17 protein-coding genes and 1 pseudogene are annotated in these 16,687 nt (G+C 68.2%); 5 read left to right on the top strand and 13 right to left on the bottom strand.

What is annotated here, in order from left to right; genetic code table 11:
* Positions 1 to 109 precede the first annotated feature (109 nt).
* From MMB92_RS03450 to MMB92_RS03435, 4 genes are all read right to left on the bottom strand, one after another.
* Positions 110 to 487 (bottom strand): DUF2946 domain-containing protein, encoded by a 378-nt coding sequence (locus MMB92_RS03450; RefSeq protein ID WP_012493505.1) that lies wholly within the window; start codon positions 485 to 487, stop codon positions 110 to 112.
* Between the two features lie 92 nt (positions 488 to 579).
* Positions 580 to 1,074 carry an SRPBCC family protein gene (locus MMB92_RS03445; RefSeq protein WP_265225128.1) on the bottom strand — a complete coding sequence of 165 codons (495 nt, stop codon included), beginning with the start codon at positions 1,072 to 1,074 and terminating at the stop codon, positions 580 to 582.
* 58 nt (positions 1,075 to 1,132) lie between these two features.
* Complete coding sequence (locus tag MMB92_RS03440; protein ID WP_006486753.1) at positions 1,133 to 1,435, bottom strand: 2Fe-2S iron-sulfur cluster-binding protein; 303 nt, start codon at positions 1,433 to 1,435, stop codon at positions 1,133 to 1,135.
* Between the two features lie 82 nt (positions 1,436 to 1,517).
* Positions 1,518 to 3,431 carry a sigma-54-dependent Fis family transcriptional regulator gene (locus MMB92_RS03435; protein ID WP_275524511.1) on the bottom strand — a complete coding sequence of 638 codons (1,914 nt, stop codon included), beginning with the start codon at positions 3,429 to 3,431 and terminating at the stop codon, positions 1,518 to 1,520.
* A gap of 269 nt (positions 3,432 to 3,700) precedes the next feature.
* Between MMB92_RS03435 and MMB92_RS35235 the strand changes: the two genes are divergently transcribed.
* Both MMB92_RS35235 and MMB92_RS03425 read left to right on the top strand, forming a co-directional pair.
* On the top strand, positions 3,701 to 3,892 hold the full coding sequence (locus MMB92_RS35235; RefSeq protein ID WP_034178269.1) for a DUF2964 family protein: 192 nt from the start codon (positions 3,701 to 3,703) through the stop codon (positions 3,890 to 3,892).
* Positions 3,893 to 4,131: 239 nt separating this feature from the next.
* Entirely contained in the window at positions 4,132 to 4,419 is a 288-nt protein-coding gene (locus tag MMB92_RS03425) for a DUF1488 domain-containing protein (protein ID WP_006480750.1), read from the top strand.
* 244 nt (positions 4,420 to 4,663) lie between these two features.
* Here MMB92_RS03425 and MMB92_RS03420 read toward each other — a convergent pair whose 3' ends face one another.
* A complete protein-coding gene (locus MMB92_RS03420; RefSeq protein ID WP_006480751.1) occupies positions 4,664 to 5,965 on the bottom strand; it encodes an NCS2 family permease in 1,302 nt (433 codons plus the stop codon).
* Positions 5,966 to 6,086: 121 nt separating this feature from the next.
* Here MMB92_RS03420 and MMB92_RS03415 point away from each other — a divergent pair, with 121 nt between their 5' ends.
* Both MMB92_RS03415 and MMB92_RS03410 read left to right on the top strand, forming a co-directional pair.
* Positions 6,087 to 6,338 carry a hypothetical protein gene (locus tag MMB92_RS03415; protein ID WP_277562520.1) on the top strand — a complete coding sequence of 84 codons (252 nt, stop codon included), beginning with the start codon at positions 6,087 to 6,089 and terminating at the stop codon, positions 6,336 to 6,338.
* A gap of 427 nt (positions 6,339 to 6,765) precedes the next feature.
* Positions 6,766 to 7,044 (top strand): hypothetical protein, encoded by a 279-nt coding sequence (locus MMB92_RS03410; RefSeq protein WP_006480752.1) that lies wholly within the window; start codon positions 6,766 to 6,768, stop codon positions 7,042 to 7,044.
* A 171-nt stretch (positions 7,045 to 7,215) separates the two neighbouring features.
* Here MMB92_RS03410 and MMB92_RS03405 read toward each other — a convergent pair whose 3' ends face one another.
* The 6 genes and pseudogenes from MMB92_RS03405 to MMB92_RS03380 form a co-directional block, all read right to left on the bottom strand.
* Complete coding sequence (locus MMB92_RS03405; RefSeq protein ID WP_006493550.1) at positions 7,216 to 7,590, bottom strand: DUF2917 domain-containing protein; 375 nt, start codon at positions 7,588 to 7,590, stop codon at positions 7,216 to 7,218.
* A gap of 265 nt (positions 7,591 to 7,855) precedes the next feature.
* Positions 7,856 to 8,236: pseudogene (locus MMB92_RS03400) on the bottom strand (DUF2917 domain-containing protein).
* 250 nt (positions 8,237 to 8,486) lie between these two features.
* A complete protein-coding gene (locus MMB92_RS03395; protein ID WP_006486730.1) occupies positions 8,487 to 8,774 on the bottom strand; it encodes a hypothetical protein in 288 nt (95 codons plus the stop codon).
* Positions 8,775 to 8,852: 78 nt separating this feature from the next.
* Positions 8,853 to 9,758 (bottom strand): metal-dependent hydrolase, encoded by a 906-nt coding sequence (locus MMB92_RS03390; protein WP_012493501.1) that lies wholly within the window; start codon positions 9,756 to 9,758, stop codon positions 8,853 to 8,855.
* A gap of 29 nt (positions 9,759 to 9,787) precedes the next feature.
* Complete coding sequence (locus MMB92_RS03385; protein ID WP_277562519.1) at positions 9,788 to 11,575, bottom strand: SDR family oxidoreductase; 1,788 nt, start codon at positions 11,573 to 11,575, stop codon at positions 9,788 to 9,790.
* A gap of 40 nt (positions 11,576 to 11,615) precedes the next feature.
* Positions 11,616 to 12,515 carry a M24 family metallopeptidase gene (locus MMB92_RS03380; protein WP_006486262.1) on the bottom strand — a complete coding sequence of 300 codons (900 nt, stop codon included), beginning with the start codon at positions 12,513 to 12,515 and terminating at the stop codon, positions 11,616 to 11,618.
* Between the two features lie 511 nt (positions 12,516 to 13,026).
* On the opposite strand from MMB92_RS03380, the gene MMB92_RS03375 reads away from it, so the two are divergent.
* The gene (locus MMB92_RS03375; RefSeq protein ID WP_059721920.1) at positions 13,027 to 14,304 is read left to right on the top strand and encodes a haloacid dehalogenase-like hydrolase; all 1,278 of its coding nucleotides are present in this window, start codon (positions 13,027 to 13,029) and stop codon (positions 14,302 to 14,304) included.
* Positions 14,305 to 14,400: 96 nt separating this feature from the next.
* Here MMB92_RS03375 and MMB92_RS03370 read toward each other — a convergent pair whose 3' ends face one another.
* Positions 14,401 to 15,174: a slipin family protein gene (locus MMB92_RS03370; protein ID WP_006483242.1), complete on the bottom strand. Its 774-nt coding sequence runs from the start codon at positions 15,172 to 15,174 to the stop codon at positions 14,401 to 14,403.
* Positions 15,171 to 16,687, bottom strand: a 1,517-nt coding sequence (locus MMB92_RS03365) for a nodulation protein NfeD (RefSeq protein WP_277562518.1), incomplete at its 5' end; no start/stop codon positions are given. The genes MMB92_RS03370 and MMB92_RS03365, both read right to left, overlap by 4 nt.

Below are 16,687 nucleotides of genomic sequence, written 5' to 3'. Positions count from 1 at the left end.
GCGCAGCAGGATGAGACATGATCGTCCTTCGAAACGTGACACGTCGCGCACGCCGGCGGCGTGCGCGGACGGCGCGATGCACGACGGCATCACGCGCAATGACGACGGATCAGGACGTGAACGGAGGGGCGCGCGGTTGCGCGGACGTGAGCGGCAGCGCGCGGCGCAGGCTTTCGAAGCGGGTGGCCGCGCGATGCTCGATTGCGTGCACGTGAGCCGCGAACGTCAGTTCGGGCGCGGGCAGCGCGGGGGTATGGGCAAGCAGGCTGCAGTAGCCGCATGCCTGGAGATGGGCCTGCAGGCTTTTCGTCGCCGCATCGGCGGACGGCGTGCCGGCGGCCGGCGCGGACGAACAGTAGCCGGCCAGCAGCGCGTCGACGCGCCCTTGCGTGGTCAGCGCCTGCGAGATCGTCGGCGCGAGCGCCGTCATCAGGATGGCGAGCATCCCGATCAGACTGCCGATCTTCCGGAGACGACGACTCAGCATGCGATGCGCGGCGGCGGGTGGACGACGATGCCGCCGATTATGCCATGCACGTCGATGCGCCGGTCGGCGCGGACGTGCGGCGTAGCGGCGCGCTACGCGTGCAGCGCCAGATACTTTGCGATCAGCGTCATCTGCGCGGCCCAGCCCTGGTCGTTCATGTCGCGCGCGGTCGCGCGACGCGCTTCGATCAACTGGTCGAAGCCCGTTTCGGTGACGGTGAGCAGCGTGCCGCCCGCCTGCGCCGCGAGCGTGAACGTGACGAGCGTCATCGGCTCGGGCGCGTAATCGACATTCGGATCGATCGCGAACGGATGCCAGCGAAACGAGAACAGTTGCTTGGGTTCGATACGATCGACGACGATTTCGAACACAGTGCCCGCATAGGGCTCCTGCGCCTTGGCGACGTCGTCGTCGACGCGGGTGGGGGTGATGCGGCCGAACAGCGACTGGCCGGCCTCGAACGGGCCGTCGAACGACACGCCGAACCACTGGCCGAATTCGCCGGAATTGCTCACGGCTGCCCAGACGCGGTCGGGCGATGCGGCGAGCAGCGTCTGTTTTTCGATGCGATCGGTTGGCTGGACCATCACGTTCTCCATGCAGGATCGAGCGTTGCAGGACGACGCGCGCGGTCGCGCGCCGCGTCTAGTCGAGCATGACCGCGTCGGGCACGTCGAGCACGAGGTCCGACGTCGCGACGGCCACGCACGGCAGCGTATAGCCGTCGGCCTTTTCCTCGCGGGAGAGCCCCGGCCATTCGATCGTGTAGCGTACGCTGCCGCTGACGATCCGGCAAAGGCAGCTTCGGCACGTGCCGTTGCGGCACGAGCGCGGCAGCGATACGCGCGCGAATGCGGCGGCTTCGAGCACGGTCAGCGCATCGGGCGCGTCGAAGGTGGCGCCGAGCGGCTCGATGCGCACGACGGGCGGGTGTTCTGGATCGGTCATGACTGAAGCGGGCGGCGGTTCGGCGGCAACGCGCCAAGCATACCCGAACGCGCCGGCGGCCGACGGCCGCCGGCCGTGTGCATCAGTGCCGCCGCAGATACCGGTACACGGTATTGCGGGCGAGGCCGAGTTCGCGCGCGGCCGCCGACACGTTGCCGCCGTGCCGCGCGAGCACCGCGTCGATCATCGCGGCCTGGTGGCTTTGCAGCGTCGTGCCTTCGTGCTTGCCGGCCGACGGGGCCGATGCGGCCGGGGTGGCCGCCGCTGGCCCAGCCGGCGCATCGTCGCAGTCGAGCCAGAAATCGTCGGGCAAATGCGCGAGCGTGATTTCGGCTTCGTCTTCGGCGAGCATGCCGGCCGTGCGCAGCACGTTGGTCATCTGCCGCAGGTTGCCGGGCCAGCGGTGGCGCGCGAATGCATCGAGCACGTCGGCCGCGAGACGGCGCGGCATCGGCTCGCTGCGCGCGAGCCGCGCGAGGATGCGCTCGACGAGCGCCGGGAGGTCGGTGCGGGCGGCAAGCGCCGGCAGCGTGACCGCGAGCCCGTTGATCCGGTAGAACAGATCCTCGCGGAACGTGCCTTCCGCGATCATCGCGCGCAGGTCGCGGTGAGTCGCGCAGACCACCCGCACGTCGACCGGCACCGCGCGTGCGCCGCCGAGCGGCATCACCGCGCGCTCCTGCAGCACGCGCATCAGCCGCACCTGCTGCGCGAGCGGCATGTCGCCGATTTCATCGAGAAACAGCGTGCCGCCGTCGGCCTGCGCGATCTTGCCGGGGCTGCCGCGCTTGCGTGCGCCCGTGAACGCGCCGTCTTCGTAGCCGAACAGCTCGGCCTCGATCAGCGAATCGGGCAGCGCCGCGCAATTGACCGCGACGAACGGGCCGTCCGCGCGCGGCGACGCCTGGTGCAGCGCGCGGGCGAGCCATTCCTTGCCGGTGCCCGTCTGGCCGAGGATCAGCAGCGGCAGGTCGCGCCCGCGGATCTTCGCGACGCGTTCGAGTACGGCGGCCATGCGCGCGTCGCCGGTGTCGAGCGTCGCGAACGTGATCGCGTCCGGGTCCGGTGCTCGCGCGCGCGCGGCCGGCGCCGGCGGCGTGACGGCGACGGTCGTTTTTTGCGCTTCCGGGAATTCGCAGCGGGCGAGCACGCGCACGCCGGTCGACAGCGTGAGGCGGAACGTGGCGCTCGGCGCGCGCGCGGCCTGCTGCGCGAGCTGGGCGAAGCGCATGCCGAACAACGCGTCGCTCGCCTGATGCTGCAGTGCGTCGAACGACGCGCCGAGCTGGAACTGGGCGCTGCGGTTCGCGGCGATCAGCCCGCCGTCGGGGCCGAAGGCGACGAGCCCGGCGAACAGCGAATCGACGCAATCCTCGTGCGCGTGAAAGCGCAGCCGCAGCGCTTCGCCGCACTGGTTCGCGAACAGGTGGTTCTCGATCAGTTGCGCGGACATTCGCACCAGCGCGAGCGTATGCGGGCTGGAGCCGCGCGGGTCGCCGCTCACGTCGAGCGTGCCGAGCGTGCGGCCGAACGGATCGACGATCGGCGCGCATGCGCAGGTGAGGATGTGGTTCGCGCGCAGGAAATGTTCGGAGCCGTGCACGACCACGGCCTGGCCCGACGCGAGCGCGGTGCCGATCGCGTTGGTGCCGCGCGCGCCTTCGGCCCACGACACGCCGTTGCACAACGCGACGCGGTTCGCTTTCTCGATGAAGTCCGCGTCGCCGATGCTGTGCAGGATCACGCCGTCGGCATCGGTCAGCAGCACGAGGCTTTGCGTCTCGGCGATCTGCGCGTGGAGGTCCTCCATCACCGGGCGGGCGTGCGAGAACAGCGTGTGGTTCGTGTCGAGCAGTTCGCGCAGCGCGACGCGCGACAGCGGCGAGAAATCGGGGCGTTCGTGCGCGCGCAGGCCGACCGCGGTCGAACGCGCATGCGCCTGCGCGAGCAGGTCGGTACGCCCCGCGGTGGCGGGCAGCACGAAGGGTTGCGGCATGATGTGTCTCCTGTTCCCGGGGCCGCCGGGGCCGACCGAATCGGAATCGGCGGCGGAGTGCGGCTCCGCTCGCGGTGCACCATTCGGCGCGACGGCCGACCGTCCGGGTACGCATCATCATACAAGCGCCACGTGCGATGCGCGACCGCGAACAAAATCCCCTTGCTTTTAAGCGCCCGCCTGCAATGATGGAAATGGAACACGCACGCGCCGTGTTCCGCAGTGCAACATGCATGCGACGCGACATGCATCCGTTCGGGAGACGCATCATGGTTCGGGCGGAACTGAGAGTCGTGCTGGCGGCCATCGCCACTTTCATCATGCTGGGCGGCATTGCCGTGGCGATCCACGGATTGCTGTTCGATCTGACCGATGCGGTGAGATACGGGGCGGCCGCGATTGCGGTGGGCGTCACGACCGCCGCGATCGCGCTCAACATCTGGCCGACCGATCCGCACTGACGTCCGTTGCTGAAACGGTGCCGGATGCCGCGCAGATCAGACGAAATGCGCGTCGGAACGACGCACACCGAAATTTTTGTGTCCCGCGCGAAACCGTCTAAAGTGGAATTCAACCGGCATGCATCGACCGCGCCACACTCCGCGGCCGGGGCCTCCGCCGGCGAGCCCGCGTACATTTCGTCCGGCCGGTAGCGGACGACGGACGCGGTCATTCGTTTTCTACCGGTCGAGGCGGCTCCATGCAGATCCATTTCACGAACGAGAAGCCGGAGTATTCGGGGCGTGACCTGATGCTGGCGTTCACGGCACTGGTCAATGGCGAGCGCGTCCAATGTCAGATCACCGCCGAGGCGCTGGAAGACCACTTCGGTGCGGCGTCGCCGCGCTTCGAGGACATGGTCGGCGCATTCGACCAGCACCGCGAGCGCATCGAGGCGGCCGCGCGGCGCCTGCTGTCGGAAACGCGCGCGCAATGCGTGACGCTGCGCAGCGGCTACGTGCGCTTCTACGAGGCCAACTGGCGCTGACGACACGACGCTCGTCCGGCGGCGCGCGCGACCGAGCGCGGCGCACGAAGACGTTGCCTTTCACGCAATGCCGTTCGGTGGGGCCGGGCGGCATTTTCGTATGCGCGCCGGGCGGGATGAACGAGCATCGATAGGGGCGTGTGCGTCGATTCGTCAGGATCGCGGATGAATCGTGCGAAAACGAAAACGCCACCCGAAGGTGGCGTTTTTTCGTTGCATCGTGCGGCGCGGCGATGCGCTTCGCTTACTCGCTGCCGAGATAGAAGAAGCGGAACAGGAACACGGCCGCGATGATCCAGACGATCGGCTTGACCGTGCGGCCCTGGCCCGTCAGCAGCTTGAGGCCGCCGTACGCGATGAAGCCGAACGCGACGCCGTTCGCGATCGAATACGTGAACGGCATCAGCAGCGCGGTCAGCGCGGCCGGCACGGCTTCCGTCGCGTCGTCCCACGGCACCTCGACCATCTCGCGCAGCATCAGGCACGACACGTACAGCAGCGCGGGCGCCGTTGCGTAGGCCGGCACGACGCCGGCGAGCGGCGCGATGAACAGGCACGCGAGGAACAGCACCGCGACGGTGATCGCCGTCACGCCGGTGCGGCCGCCGGCCTGCACGCCCGACGCGCTTTCGATGTACGCGGTGGTCGACGACGTGCCGAGCACCGAGCCCGCGACGATCGCCGTGCTGTCGGCGAGCAGCGCCTTGTTCAGGCGGTTCATCTTGCCTTCGACGAGCAGGCCCGCGCGATTCGCGACGCCCATCAGCGTGCCCGTCGCGTCGAACAGCTCGACGAGGAAGAACACGAGGATCACGTTGATGATGCCGGTCGACAGCGCGGCGCCGATGTCGAGCTTGAACAGCGTCGCGTCGATCGACGGTGGCGCGGAGAACACGCCGTGGAACTGGTTGCCGGCGAAGAAGAACGACAGGATCGTCACGCCGATGATGCCGATCAGGATCGCGCCGCGCACGCGCAGGTGGTCGAGCGTGACGATCGTGAAGAAGCCGACGATCGCGAGGATCGTCTCGTGCTTGTGCAGGTCGCCGAGCGTGACGAGCGTGGCCGGGTTGCCGACGATCACGCCCGACGTCTTCAGCGAGATGATGCCGAGGAACAGGCCGATGCCGGCGGTGATGGAAATCCGCAGCGATTTCGGAATGCCGTTGACGATTGCCTCGCGCACGCGGAACAGCGTGACGAGCAGGAACAGGCAGCCGGAGATGAACACCGCGCCGAGCGCCGCCTGCCACGTGAAACCCATCCCCTTGACGACCGTGTACGCGAAATACGCGTTCAGGCCCATGCCGGGCGCGCAGGCGATCGGGTAGTTCGCGTACAGCCCCATGATGATCGACGCCAACGCCGCGACGAGGCAGGTCGCGACGAACACGGATTCCTTCGGCATGCCGGCGTCGCCGAGAATCGCGGGGTTGACGAAGATGATGTAGGCCATCGTCAGGAACGTGGTGACGCCCGCGAGTATTTCGGTGCGGAAGTCGGTGCCGGCTTCAGCGAAGCCGAAATACCGCTTGATGGATTCCATGAAGGCGTTTCTCCGGTCGGGTTGTCGTGTTGATTGTTGTGCCGAATTGTTGTAAAGGCAGCGCGCGGCCGGCTAACTGTAACCAGCCACTATTGTCCGGCTATCGGCGGATTGTAATAGCGTGGATAGCTCGGACGATATAGTTGGGGGCACGATCGGTTGCCTGCGCGCGAACGGTCTGGCAGCCCGCCCGCGCGACGAAGGCGCGCATTTTACCGGTTCGCGCGGCGCGGGCCGGCAGAAATGGCTGAAACGGCGGGAGCGGTGGAAACGACGGGAAGCGACGGGAAGCGGCGCGGGGCAGGCGGGCGAGACGGGCCGATGCGTGCGCAACGGCACGCCGGCGGCATCGCACGCGGCCGGTGCGCGATGACATGCGACTGAAACGGAGCGCCCGCATGCTGCACGAACGCGGTGCAGGCGGCGGTGCGCGCGAACGCGCGTGCGCGGCCGATGCGGATGCGCGGCCGCGGCGTGCGGCGGCCATTCGTCAGTCCAGGCAGTTGCAGGTATCGGGCTATCGTGCGCCGAAGCCGTCCCGTGCGCAACCGTCATTTCGCGATGCGGGGGCGACTGTGGTTTCTGTGTAAAAGATTGCAAGACCCCATCGCGTAAACCGGCAAGTCTTTCTAGGATAGATACACCGCGCATGCACACGCCGGCCGGTCATTGCCGACGCGGGGGAGTCGCAGTCCGTGCAGGCCAGGCGATGAATGGCGGTCAAGGCCGTTGCGCGTTTGGGCAGGCACGGCCGGTTGCGATTGCCCGATGCGGGTTCGTCCGTAATCACGGAGGTCAGCATGTTGAACTGGATCAGCCGCTGGGCGATGCGACACGCCCCCACGCCGGAAAAAACCGCTGCGTCGATGCTCGTGACGGCGCGCATGGAACTGTTCGCAGCCGAACAGCGCGTCATCGATGCGAAATTACAGGCGGATTACTGGCGCACACGTGTGTCATTCCTCGAAGAGGTGCAGAAGCAGGGCATCGATCCGTGGGTGACCTCGCAGGCCGCGCAACGTCCCGACCTCGATTCCACTCCACGAAGCACGGGCCCGCGTCTCGCCGCCAGCACCTGATGCCTTTGCTGCATCCCGTCGCTGCGCACGGCGCGCGATCGCTCGCGGCACGCACCGGCGTGCCGCGTCCTTCGATGCGCACCTGCGGCGTGTTGCGCCGCGGGTGCGTCTGTTTCCGGTCGCGGCCGCTCCGCGTGTCGCGCGCGTGACGCGTGCGACACGGCACGTCGCTCATCCGCTCCTTCTCCCTATCCCGACGAGCAAACGTTGCACTTGCGCGAGCATGCGCTTGACGCGCTCGCCGCGCCGCACGTACGCGGTCGTGATCGTCGCTTCGGCCGACCGGTCGGCATCGGTGCCGAGCCAGATGCGCTCGCCGCGCGCGATGCGCAGCACCTCGCCGGGCCGCACCCAGTGATCGTCGACGCTTGGCGGCCGCGTGATCCACAGCGCCGCGCCGTGCGCGCGGATCTCCGCATCCTGCGGCGCGCGCCAGGTCATCGTCGTGCGTGGCGCGACCGCGAAACGGATCACGACGGTCGGTAATGCGATCGTGCCGGCGTGGCGCCGATCGCGGCGTTCAAACAGCGGGCTTGCCTGGTCCATCGTCTTCTCCATTCAGTGAGCCGGACGGATGACGTGCACCAGAACAAAAAGGCCTCATCCGTTTCCGGCGAGGCCTTGTGTGACATGCGGTACTGCCCGATTGCTAACGCACAAGCGCCTCCCGTGATCCATTCTTTCGAATGTTCACCGGGCAATGCATCGTGATGGCGATGAGCTTGAACGTAGGCATGCGAACGATTTTGTTGTCGGCGTGCGGCGTTGTCAACGACTATTTTCGGGATATGCGCGGGCGATACAGGATGCGTCACTCGCGCGTTCTTCGACCTCGTCTGCCCAGCATGTCGCGCATCCGTGCGATCGCCCGCCCCAGCGACGTATCGCGCCGCATCACGTACGCGGTCGCGATCGACGCTTCGGCGGGCTGGGCGTCGCCGGTGCCGATCCAGATGCGGTCACCGCGCCGTACGCGCAGCACGTCGCCGGTGCGCAGCCGGTAATCGTCGATGCTGCCGAGCCGCGTGATTCACAGCGTTGCGTCGTGTACGCGAATCTCGGCGTCGTGCTGCGCGCGCCACGTCAGCGTCTTGCCGGGCGCGACCATGAAATGCAGCTCGACGCTCGGCAATGCGATCGTATCGGTGCGGCACCGATCGGGGCAGACAACCAGCCGGCTTGCGTGGTCCATCGTCATCTCCATCCGTTGAGCCGGGCGGGATGACGCGCACCCAAACAAAAGGCCTCATCCGTTTCCGGCGAGGCCTCGTGACATGCGTGACTGAATCTCGATGCTAACGCACAAGCGCCTCCGGTGACCGCCGCGTATGGGCGTTCACTCGGTTTTCATGCGCGATGGCGACGGGCTTGAGCATAGGCATGCGAACGAGTGTGTCGTGGCCGCGCTGCCGTGTCAACGGCAATTTCGAGAAACGTGGCGATTACGCGTCGCGTTGCGCGAGGCCGTTCACGAGCAGTTCCGACAGCAGGCCCGTCATCCCTTCCGGGTGCGTGGCCGCGCGTGCCTTCAGCTGTTCGACGAGCGCGGCGTTGAGCTTGCACGCGAACGGCACGAGGCCCTGTTCCTGGTCGAGCTTGCGCTGCGCGCGGCGGTCCAGCTTGGCCGCTTCGTCGGCGCCCTTGCCGAAACGCGCGGAGCTCGACTGCTTCATCGCGTGCGTCAGTTTGAGCGCCTTGTTCTTTTCGAGATCGGTTTTCTTCATGGCCATCGCGGCACCTCCGGGAAATGAAGCCGCGATTGTACGCATTTCGGCGGGCGCCGCCTGCCGGGCCGGCCGAAAACCCGGTCACGCGCCTTTCGTCGTGCCCCAGTTGCCGCCGTGCGCGGCCGCCTGCGCGGCCGGCGAGCGGGCGAGGTACGCGAGCGCCTGCTCGGTCGAGCCTTCGTGATGCGGCGTATAGCCCGGCTTGAAATAGCGCAGCGCCGCGCCGATCACCTTCCAGAACGACGGCAGGTGCCCGCGCCGCGAACCCTGCCACCACGCGAGCACGAAGCCCGGGTAGCGGCCGGCGTCCGGATCGCGCCGGTACATGAATTTCGCGCCGGTCGTGATGTAGTAGAGCAGCAGCAGGATCACGAACGCCATGTGCACGCACCGCTCCGGATAGGTGCCGCCCATATGCCGGTAGATGTCGAACGCGACGGTGCGGTGCTCGACTTCCTCGGCGCCGTGCCAGCGCAGCAGGTCGACCATCGTCGGGTCGGCGCGGCCTTCGTCGAGTCCGTGCGCGTTGAGCACCCAGTTGCCGAGATAGCCGAAGAAATGCTCGAGCGACGCGATCACGGCCAGTTGCTGCCGCAGCCAGAAGCGCGTATGGCCGATCTTCAGCCCGAACGGGGCTTCGCCCAGCACGCGCGTGAACAAACGGTTGAGCTTCTGCGTAAACGGCTTCGTGTCGATGCCGTGGCGGTCGTAGTAGTGCTTCAGCACGCCGCCGTGCGAGCGCGAATGCACGGCTTCCTGCCGCAGGAAGCCTTCGGCTTCGTCGCGCAGGCGTGCATCGGTGATCAGCGGCAGCGCCTTGTTGTACACGCGGCAGAACCACAGCTCGCCTTCCGGGAACAGCAGGTTCAGCGTGTTGATGATGTGCGTGCTGCCCGGATCGTTCGGCACCCAGGTGACCGGCGTGTCGCTGAAGTCGAACTTCACGTGCCGGGCCTTGATCTTGTGATAGTCGGCGGTATCGGTCATGTTGTCTCCCTGTGCGGCGTCGTGCGCCGTCAATGCGATGCCATGCTGACGCGGGCGATCATCCGGCCGAGCCACGGCATGAAGCGGCCGACGAAGCGCAGCGCGTGCGCTTCGCCGCCGACCGCGACGACGGGGCGGTTGCGCAGCACGCCGTCGACCATCGCCTGCGCGACGGTTTCCGGTTTCAGGCCGCGCATCTGGTACAGCTTCGTCGCGCGCGTGCGCAGCCGCGCTTCGTCCTGTGCGTTGGCGCCCGCATAGTGCGTCGACGCCATGATTCCCGTCTCCGCGAAACCGGGGTACACGGCCGTCACGCCGATGCCTTTCTCCGCGAGTTCCGCGCGCATGCATTCGCTGAGCATCAGCACCGCGGCCTTGGTCGTCGCATAGGCGGGCAGGTCCCGCGACGGGCCGAATGCGGCTGCCGACGCGGTATTGACGATATGCCCGCCGGTGCCGCGCGCGGCCATCTGCTGCGCGAACAGCCGCGAGCCGTGGATCACGCCCCACAGGTTCACGTGCAGGATCCGCTCCCAGTGCCGCGCGCTCGTGTCGAGGATGCCGCCGGCCATGCCGATGCCCGCGTTGTTGATCACGACGTCCGCGCCGCCGAGTTCGCTGCCGACCCAGGCCGCGAGCGCTTCCATCTCGTCGGCGGACCCGACGTCGACGCGTTTCGCGTGGGCCTGCGCGTCGGTCAGCCCGATCAGCAGCGCGGTGCGCTCGGCGCTCGCGAGATCGATGTCGCATGCGACGACCGTCGCGCCTTCGCGTGCGAAGGCCAGCGCCGCGCAGCGGCCGATGCCGCTGCCCGCGCCGGTGACGACCGCGACCTTGCCGCTGAAGCGCCCGCTGGTGGCGCGGCGGCGCGCGTTCGCGAGCGCGGGCGGTTCGTTGCCGGATTCGACTGCGTCGATCAATTGCCCGGCGAGATCCGCGAAGCGCGCGGGATCGGCGAGCGGCAGCCAGTGACCGGCCGCGACTTCGCGGCGGTAGTACTGCGGCACCCAGCGCGACAGGTTTTCGGACAGCGCGGGGCTCACGTACTTGTCGCCGAGCGGCACGATCGTCTGCACCGGTGCGTGCGCGTAGCGTTCGCGCGGCGCGAACAGGCAGCGGATGAAGTTCGCGCGATACAGGCGCACGCCGCGCGCGCCGTCGTCGGCCTGCGTCGGGCGCGGCGCGGCGGGCGTTTTCTCGAGCCGGCGCAGCAGGCCCGGCCACGCGCGGCCGAGCCACAGCCGCCAGCCGAGTTCGGGGAGGAACGGCAGGTGGAACAGGTACACGTACCACGAGCGCATGAGCTGGCCGCCGAGCTTGGCGAGCGACGCGGGCGTCGGCCGCAGCACGCGTTCGCGCAGCCAGAAGCCGACGTGGTCGAGGCACGGCCCCGAGCACGACGTGTACGACGCGATGCGACCGGCCAGGCGCGGATCGGTGACGAATTCCCAGCCCTGGATCGAGCCCCAGTCGTGTGCGACGAGGTGCACGGCGCGGCCGGGGCAGAGCGCATCGATCACCGCGACGAAATCGTCGGTCAGCTTCGCGAGATGGTAGTCGGCCGTGCGCGTCGGCACGCCGGACAGGCCCGCGCCGCGCACGTCGTACGCGATCACGTAGTGGCGGCGCGCGAGCAGCGGCGCGACGTGCTGCCAGACGCTGCTGTCGTCGGGATAACCGTGCACCAGCACGACCGGCGAGCGGGCCGGGTCGCCCCAGGTCCGGACCGCGAGCGTCAGGTCGCCGGAGGCGACCGCCGTTTCGTTGTGAACCGATTCGAACAGGGCCAGCGGCGCTTCGTCGGAAAGAGGCTGCATCGTGAGTCCGTCGTTCAGGGAGTCGTGAGGAAGGGGCGCGTCAGGCGGCGGCCGGCACGGTCGACGCCGCCTGCGCGCGTCCGGCCTGGCGGCGCTGCCAGCGGCGCACGTGCGGCAGGTCCTCGTCGAGCCAGTACGCGTCGTCGTCGGTGATCACCAGCAGTTCCTCGAATTTCGCGCCGACGCCGGCGAAGCCGAGATGCGGCTCGACGGCCCACAGGCCCGGCACGGGCGCATGCTCGGAGCGGCGGTCGATCGACCACAGCGGCGACCAGCCTTGCTGCTTCGCCGCGCGGCCCTGGTCGAGCAGCAGGTTGCGCGTCGCGTTCAGCCCGAAGCGCGCGACGAAGCGCGGCTTCGACAGCTTGTGGATCTTCGCGACGCGATGCGCGAGCACCTTGAACGGATAGGCCTTGTGGCGCGGCTCGACGCCCTGGCGGCGGCACAGCGCGTCGACTTCCTGCGCGACTTCCGCCATCGACCGGCGCTCCTTCACGAGCCGCACGATCATGTCGCGATGGTCCATCAGGTCGTCCTGCAACTGCTCGAGGATCGGGTTGTGGCCCAGGCAGTGCGCGTAGCCGACGTCGGCGACGATGCCGTCGAGCACCGGTGCGACGTCGAGGATCACCGGCATGTCGGTTTCGAGTTGCCGGTTGCTCGGAAAGAACGCGAGATTGAAGCCGCCCATGTGCTTGAGGCCCGAGAAGCCTTCGAACGCGGTGCGGTCGCCGAACCACGCGAACGGCTTGTGCAGCCAGTCGTGCACGCCGTTGTCCTGCAGCCATTCGGTCAGGAGGCGCGCGGCTTCCTTCTCGGTGATGCCGGGGTAGAGCATCGCGCCGACGGTTTCGACGCAGCGGTACGCCAGTTGCTGGACCGCGCGGAATTGCGGCAGCTCGTCGAGGTGGACTTCCGGCAGCGGATGGTGGTCGGCCATGATGCGTCTCCATGTGTCGGCCCGCGTTTGCGTCTCGGCGCAACGCGGGTCCTGGGCAAGGCTGGGGTGCTGATCCGGAATGCATCCGCCGGCGTCCATCGCCGCACGGTTTATTCAGTCAGCATTTAATGTGTCATTGAATAATGTAATGATCATAGCCGGTTCGACGTCGCGCGCCAGCCCCCCGGAGATGAGGGCTTCTCCTAATGAAAGGCCGAAATGGAGGGGAAGCTCTAGATTTCCGGCGAGCGGGGCCGGATGGCCGTTGCTTGTTCATGCTTGCCGAACGGGGAAACCGGTCGGGGCACCCCATGCAAGGCTTCCGCACGGTCCGGCATGTCGCGCCGGATCAACTCGCCGTCGTGTCGCGGCGGGACGCTGTCAAATTGCCGAAATAATTTCGTCACATCATCCGCCCCGATTCGAAGCCTTTGCGGCTTCGCGAGGCCGGTGTGTCGCGCGTCGCGCGGGGCCGCGACCGAGGCCGATTCGGCATATCAACGGAGAGACCATGCAACGCCGCCAGTTCATGAACACCCTTGCCGCGGCGACCGCTGCGACGCCGCTGATGCTCAAGGCCGGCCTCGCCGGCGCGAAGAGCGCCACCGCGCCGGACGCGCTGGACCCCGGCCGCTGGTCGCCGTTCAACGCCGCGCGCCTGCAGGCGGTGCTCGACCAGCATGGCGTCGCGAGCGCCCGCTACGACGGAAAGCGCCGCCCGTACGCGGTGTTCGACTGGGACAACACGTGCATCATGAACGACTGCGAAGAGGCGTTGCTGATGTACCAGATCAACCATCTGCAGTACAAGCTGACGCCGGACGAATTCGTTGCCGTGATGTGGAAGGACGTGCCGAAGGGCGCGTTCATGAAGGACTACACGACCGTCGACGGCAAGCCGGTGACGATGGAGGACCTCGCGGCCGACGTCGAATCCGACTACCGCTGGCTCCATGCGAACTACCAGGGCCTCGGCGGCGACAAGAGCCTCGACGAGATTCGCGAGACCGATCAGTTCAAGGATTTCCGCGCGAAGCTGTACTTCATGTACGACGCGATCTGCGACACGCATCCGCTCGAAGTCGGCTACAAGTGGATCATCTACTTCTACCAGAACATGACGACCGCCGAGCTGCAGGCGATGGCGCAAGCGTCGAACAACTACGGGATCGGCGACGCGCTGCGCAAGGTCCGCTACGAAAGCCCGAAGACGCTGCCGGGCAAGGCCGGCGTGGTGGCCGATACGCATTTCCACGGCATCCGCATTCACGAGGAAATCCGCGCGGTGATGCACACGCTGCGGGCGAACGGCATCGACGTGTACGTGAGCACCGCGTCGCTCGACGACGTCGTGCGCGTGTTCGCCGGCAATCCGAACTATGGCTATGGCGTGCCGCCCGAGAACGTGATCGGCTTGCGTCTCGATATGCAGGACGGCAAGTACACGAGCACCTATCCGGCCGGCTGGCATTTCAACTGGGGGCCCGGCAAGACGGTGGGCATCCGCAACGTGCTCGCGTCGAAGAAGGGCTACGGTCCGCTGCTGGTGTTCGGCGACAGCGATGGCGACGCGTGGATGCTGCGCGATTTCAAGGACACCGCGGCCGGCGTGATCGTCAACCGGATGAAGAAGGGCGAGATCGGCGCGGACAGCAAGCTCGCGGCAGAGCAGATCGGCAACCCGGACGCGCGCTTCCTGCTTCAGGGCCGCGACGAGCACACGGGCCTGATGATCCCGGACGAGAAGTCGATCAAGTACGGCAAGGCCGAGCGCAAGCTGCTGGCCTGACGCGGGCGGGCCGCTGGGCCGCCGGGCGCTGGCCGCCGCGGCTCCCGCGCCCATCGGCATCGGCCCGCGGCGTCGTGCGGCCGGCGCATGCGCGTCTCAACGCTCGCGCGGCGGGCCCAGCCGATCCAGCAACGCCCCCAGCAGATCGACCGGCAACGGAAACACGATCGTCGAATTCTTGTCCGCCGCGATCGTCGTCAGCGTCTGCAGGTAGCGCAACTGCATCGCCTGCGGCTGCAGCGCGAGCCGCTGCGCGGCCTGCAGCAGCTTCTCCGACGCCTGAAGCTCGCCTTCCGCATGAATCACCTTCGCGCGCCGTTCGCGTTCGGCTTCGGCCTGCCGCGCGATCGCGCGGATCATCGTCTCGTTCAGGTCGACGTGCTTGATCTCGACCGTCGACACCTTGATCCCCCACGCATCGGTCTGCGCATCGAGCGTCTTCTGGATGTCTGCGTTCAATTGCTCGCGCTCGGCGAGCAGCGCGTCGAGTTCGTGCTTGCCGAGCACCGCGCGCAGCGTCGTCTGCGCGAGCTGGCTGGTCGCCTCGAAGAAGCGCGCGACCTGGATCACGGCCTTCTCCGGATCGACGACGCGGAAATACACGACCGCATTGACCTTCACCGACACGTTGTCGCGCGTGATCACGTCCTGCGCCGGCACGTCGAACACGACGGTGCGCAGGTCGATCCGCACGACCTGCTGGACGATCGGGATGATCAGCACGAGCCCCGGCCCCTTCACTTTCCAGAACCGGCCGAGCATGAACACGACACCGCGCTCGTACTCGCGAAAGATGCGGATCGACGATGCGACGAGGACCACGACGAAGACGACCAGGACGCTGCTGAAGCCGAACGTGTAACCGATCATGAAGGTTCTCCCTGGGGATGGGCGGGGGCGGGCACGTCGTAGAGCGGCGCGACCGTCAGCGTCAGCCCGTGGCGGCCGGTGACGCGCACGCGGCAGCCGGCGGCCAGCGGCGTGCTGCTCGCCACGCGCCAACGCTCGCCGTGCACGCGCGCCCAGCCGGCGGCCGACGGCGCGGCGTCGGTCGCGCCATGCGGCTGGTCCGGCTGCAGGCCGTCGTCGAGCACTTCGCCGATGCTGCCGAGCATCGCCTCGGCGCCCGTCACGACCGGGCGGCGCCGCGCGCGCAGCGCGACGCTCGACACGCCCGCGACGAGCAGCGCGCCGCCGAGCGCCAGGCTCGCGATCACGGGCCACGGAATCCCGTAGCCGGGCACGTCGGTGTCGATCAGCATCAGCGCGCCGATCGTGAACGCGACGATCCCGCCGAACCCGAGCACGCCGAAGGTCGGCAGGAACGCCTCCGCGACGAGGCAGCCGAGCCCGAGCAGCACGAGGCCGAGGCCCGCATAGCTGATCGGCAGCAACTGCATCGCGAACAGTCCGACCAGCAGGCAGATCGTGCCGGCGACGCCCGGCAGCACGAAACCGGGGTTCGCGAATTCGAAGAAGAGGCCGTAGATGCCGATCGTCAGCAGGATCAGCGCGACGTTCGGATCGGCGATGATCGCGAGGAACCGGCTGCGCCAGTCGGGCGCGAGCACGACGAGCGGCGCGTGCGCGGTCGCGAGATGCAGCGTGCCGGCAGTCGTCGTCACCGTGCGGCCGTCGAGCTGGCGCGCGAGGTCGGCCGGGTCCGGCGCGATCACGTCGACGACGTGCTGCGCGCGCGCTTCGTTCGCCGACAGGCTCACGGCCTCGCGCACCGCGCGCTCGGCCCATTCGACATTGCGTCCGCGCAATTGCGCGAGGCCGCGGATGTATGCGGAAGCGTCCTGGATCGCCTTGCGGATCTCGGTCGATTGCGTATCGGTCGGCAGCACGGCAGCCGCGTCCGACACGCCAGACGCACCCGATGCACCGGTCGGTCGCGGCGCGGCGGGATTCGCGCCTGGCGGCGCCGCGCCGCCGATGCCGAACTGCACGGGCGACGCCGCGCCGAGGTTGGTGCCGGGCGCCATCGCCGCGAAGTGGCTCGCATAGACGATGTAGGTGCCCGCGCTCGCCGCCCGCGCGCCGCCCGGCGCGACGAAGGCGGCGACCGGCACCGGCGAGCGGAGGACGGCCTTGATGATCTGCCGCATCGACGTATCGAGGCCGCCGGGCGTGTCGAGCTGAAGGATCGCGAGTGGCGCGTGCTCGCGGGCCGCGCGGTCGAGCGAACGCACGATGAAATCGGCGCTGGCCGGGCCGATCGCGCCGTTGACGGGAATCACGACGACCGGATGCGCGGCGGGCGCGTCGGCCGATGGCGGCGCGGCGAGCGCGGCGCACACGACGAGCAGCGCCGCGAACAGCGCGGCGCGCGCGACCCGCGCGGACAGCGGGTGACGGGGGCGGCCGTCGGGCGCGGCAG

This window comes from Burkholderia sp. IO2 (assembly GCF_029522185.1).
GTDB lineage: Bacteria > Pseudomonadota > Gammaproteobacteria > Burkholderiales > Burkholderiaceae > Burkholderia > Burkholderia cenocepacia.
This window is presented reverse-complemented; position numbering and strand designations above follow the sequence as displayed.

Excerpts from the sequence above, each read along its gene's own strand:
- MMB92_RS03440 (WP_006486753.1), bottom strand. The coding sequence starts at position 1,435 with ATGACCGATCCAGAACACCCGCCCGTCGTGCGCATCGAGCCGCTCGGC.
- MMB92_RS03390 (WP_012493501.1), bottom strand. The coding sequence starts at position 9,758 with ATGACCGATACCGCCGACTATCACAAGATCAAGGCCCGGCACGTGAAG.
- MMB92_RS03420 (WP_006480751.1), bottom strand. The coding sequence starts at position 5,965 with ATGGAATCCATCAAGCGGTATTTCGGCTTCGCTGAAGCCGGCACCGAC.
- MMB92_RS03395 (WP_006486730.1), bottom strand. The coding sequence starts at position 8,774 with ATGGCCATGAAGAAAACCGATCTCGAAAAGAACAAGGCGCTCAAACTG.
- MMB92_RS03445 (WP_265225128.1), bottom strand. The coding sequence starts at position 1,074 with ATGGTCCAGCCAACCGATCGCATCGAAAAACAGACGCTGCTCGCCGCA.
- MMB92_RS35235 (WP_034178269.1), top strand. The coding sequence starts at position 3,701 with ATGGTTCGGGCGGAACTGAGAGTCGTGCTGGCGGCCATCGCCACTTTC.
- MMB92_RS03435 (WP_275524511.1), bottom strand. The coding sequence starts at position 3,431 with ATGCCGCAACCCTTCGTGCTGCCCGCCACCGCGGGGCGTACCGACCTG.
- MMB92_RS03405 (WP_006493550.1), bottom strand. The coding sequence starts at position 7,590 with ATGGACCAGGCAAGCCCGCTGTTTGAACGCCGCGATCGGCGCCACGCC.
- MMB92_RS03410 (WP_006480752.1), top strand. The coding sequence starts at position 6,766 with ATGTTGAACTGGATCAGCCGCTGGGCGATGCGACACGCCCCCACGCCG.
- MMB92_RS03425 (WP_006480750.1), top strand. The coding sequence starts at position 4,132 with ATGCAGATCCATTTCACGAACGAGAAGCCGGAGTATTCGGGGCGTGAC.
- MMB92_RS03385 (WP_277562519.1), bottom strand. The coding sequence starts at position 11,575 with ATGCAGCCTCTTTCCGACGAAGCGCCGCTGGCCCTGTTCGAATCGGTT.
- MMB92_RS03370 (WP_006483242.1), bottom strand. The coding sequence starts at position 15,174 with ATGATCGGTTACACGTTCGGCTTCAGCAGCGTCCTGGTCGTCTTCGTC.
- MMB92_RS03450 (WP_012493505.1), bottom strand. The coding sequence starts at position 487 with ATGCTGAGTCGTCGTCTCCGGAAGATCGGCAGTCTGATCGGGATGCTC.
- MMB92_RS03375 (WP_059721920.1), top strand. The coding sequence starts at position 13,027 with ATGCAACGCCGCCAGTTCATGAACACCCTTGCCGCGGCGACCGCTGCG.
- MMB92_RS03380 (WP_006486262.1), bottom strand. The coding sequence starts at position 12,515 with ATGGCCGACCACCATCCGCTGCCGGAAGTCCACCTCGACGAGCTGCCG.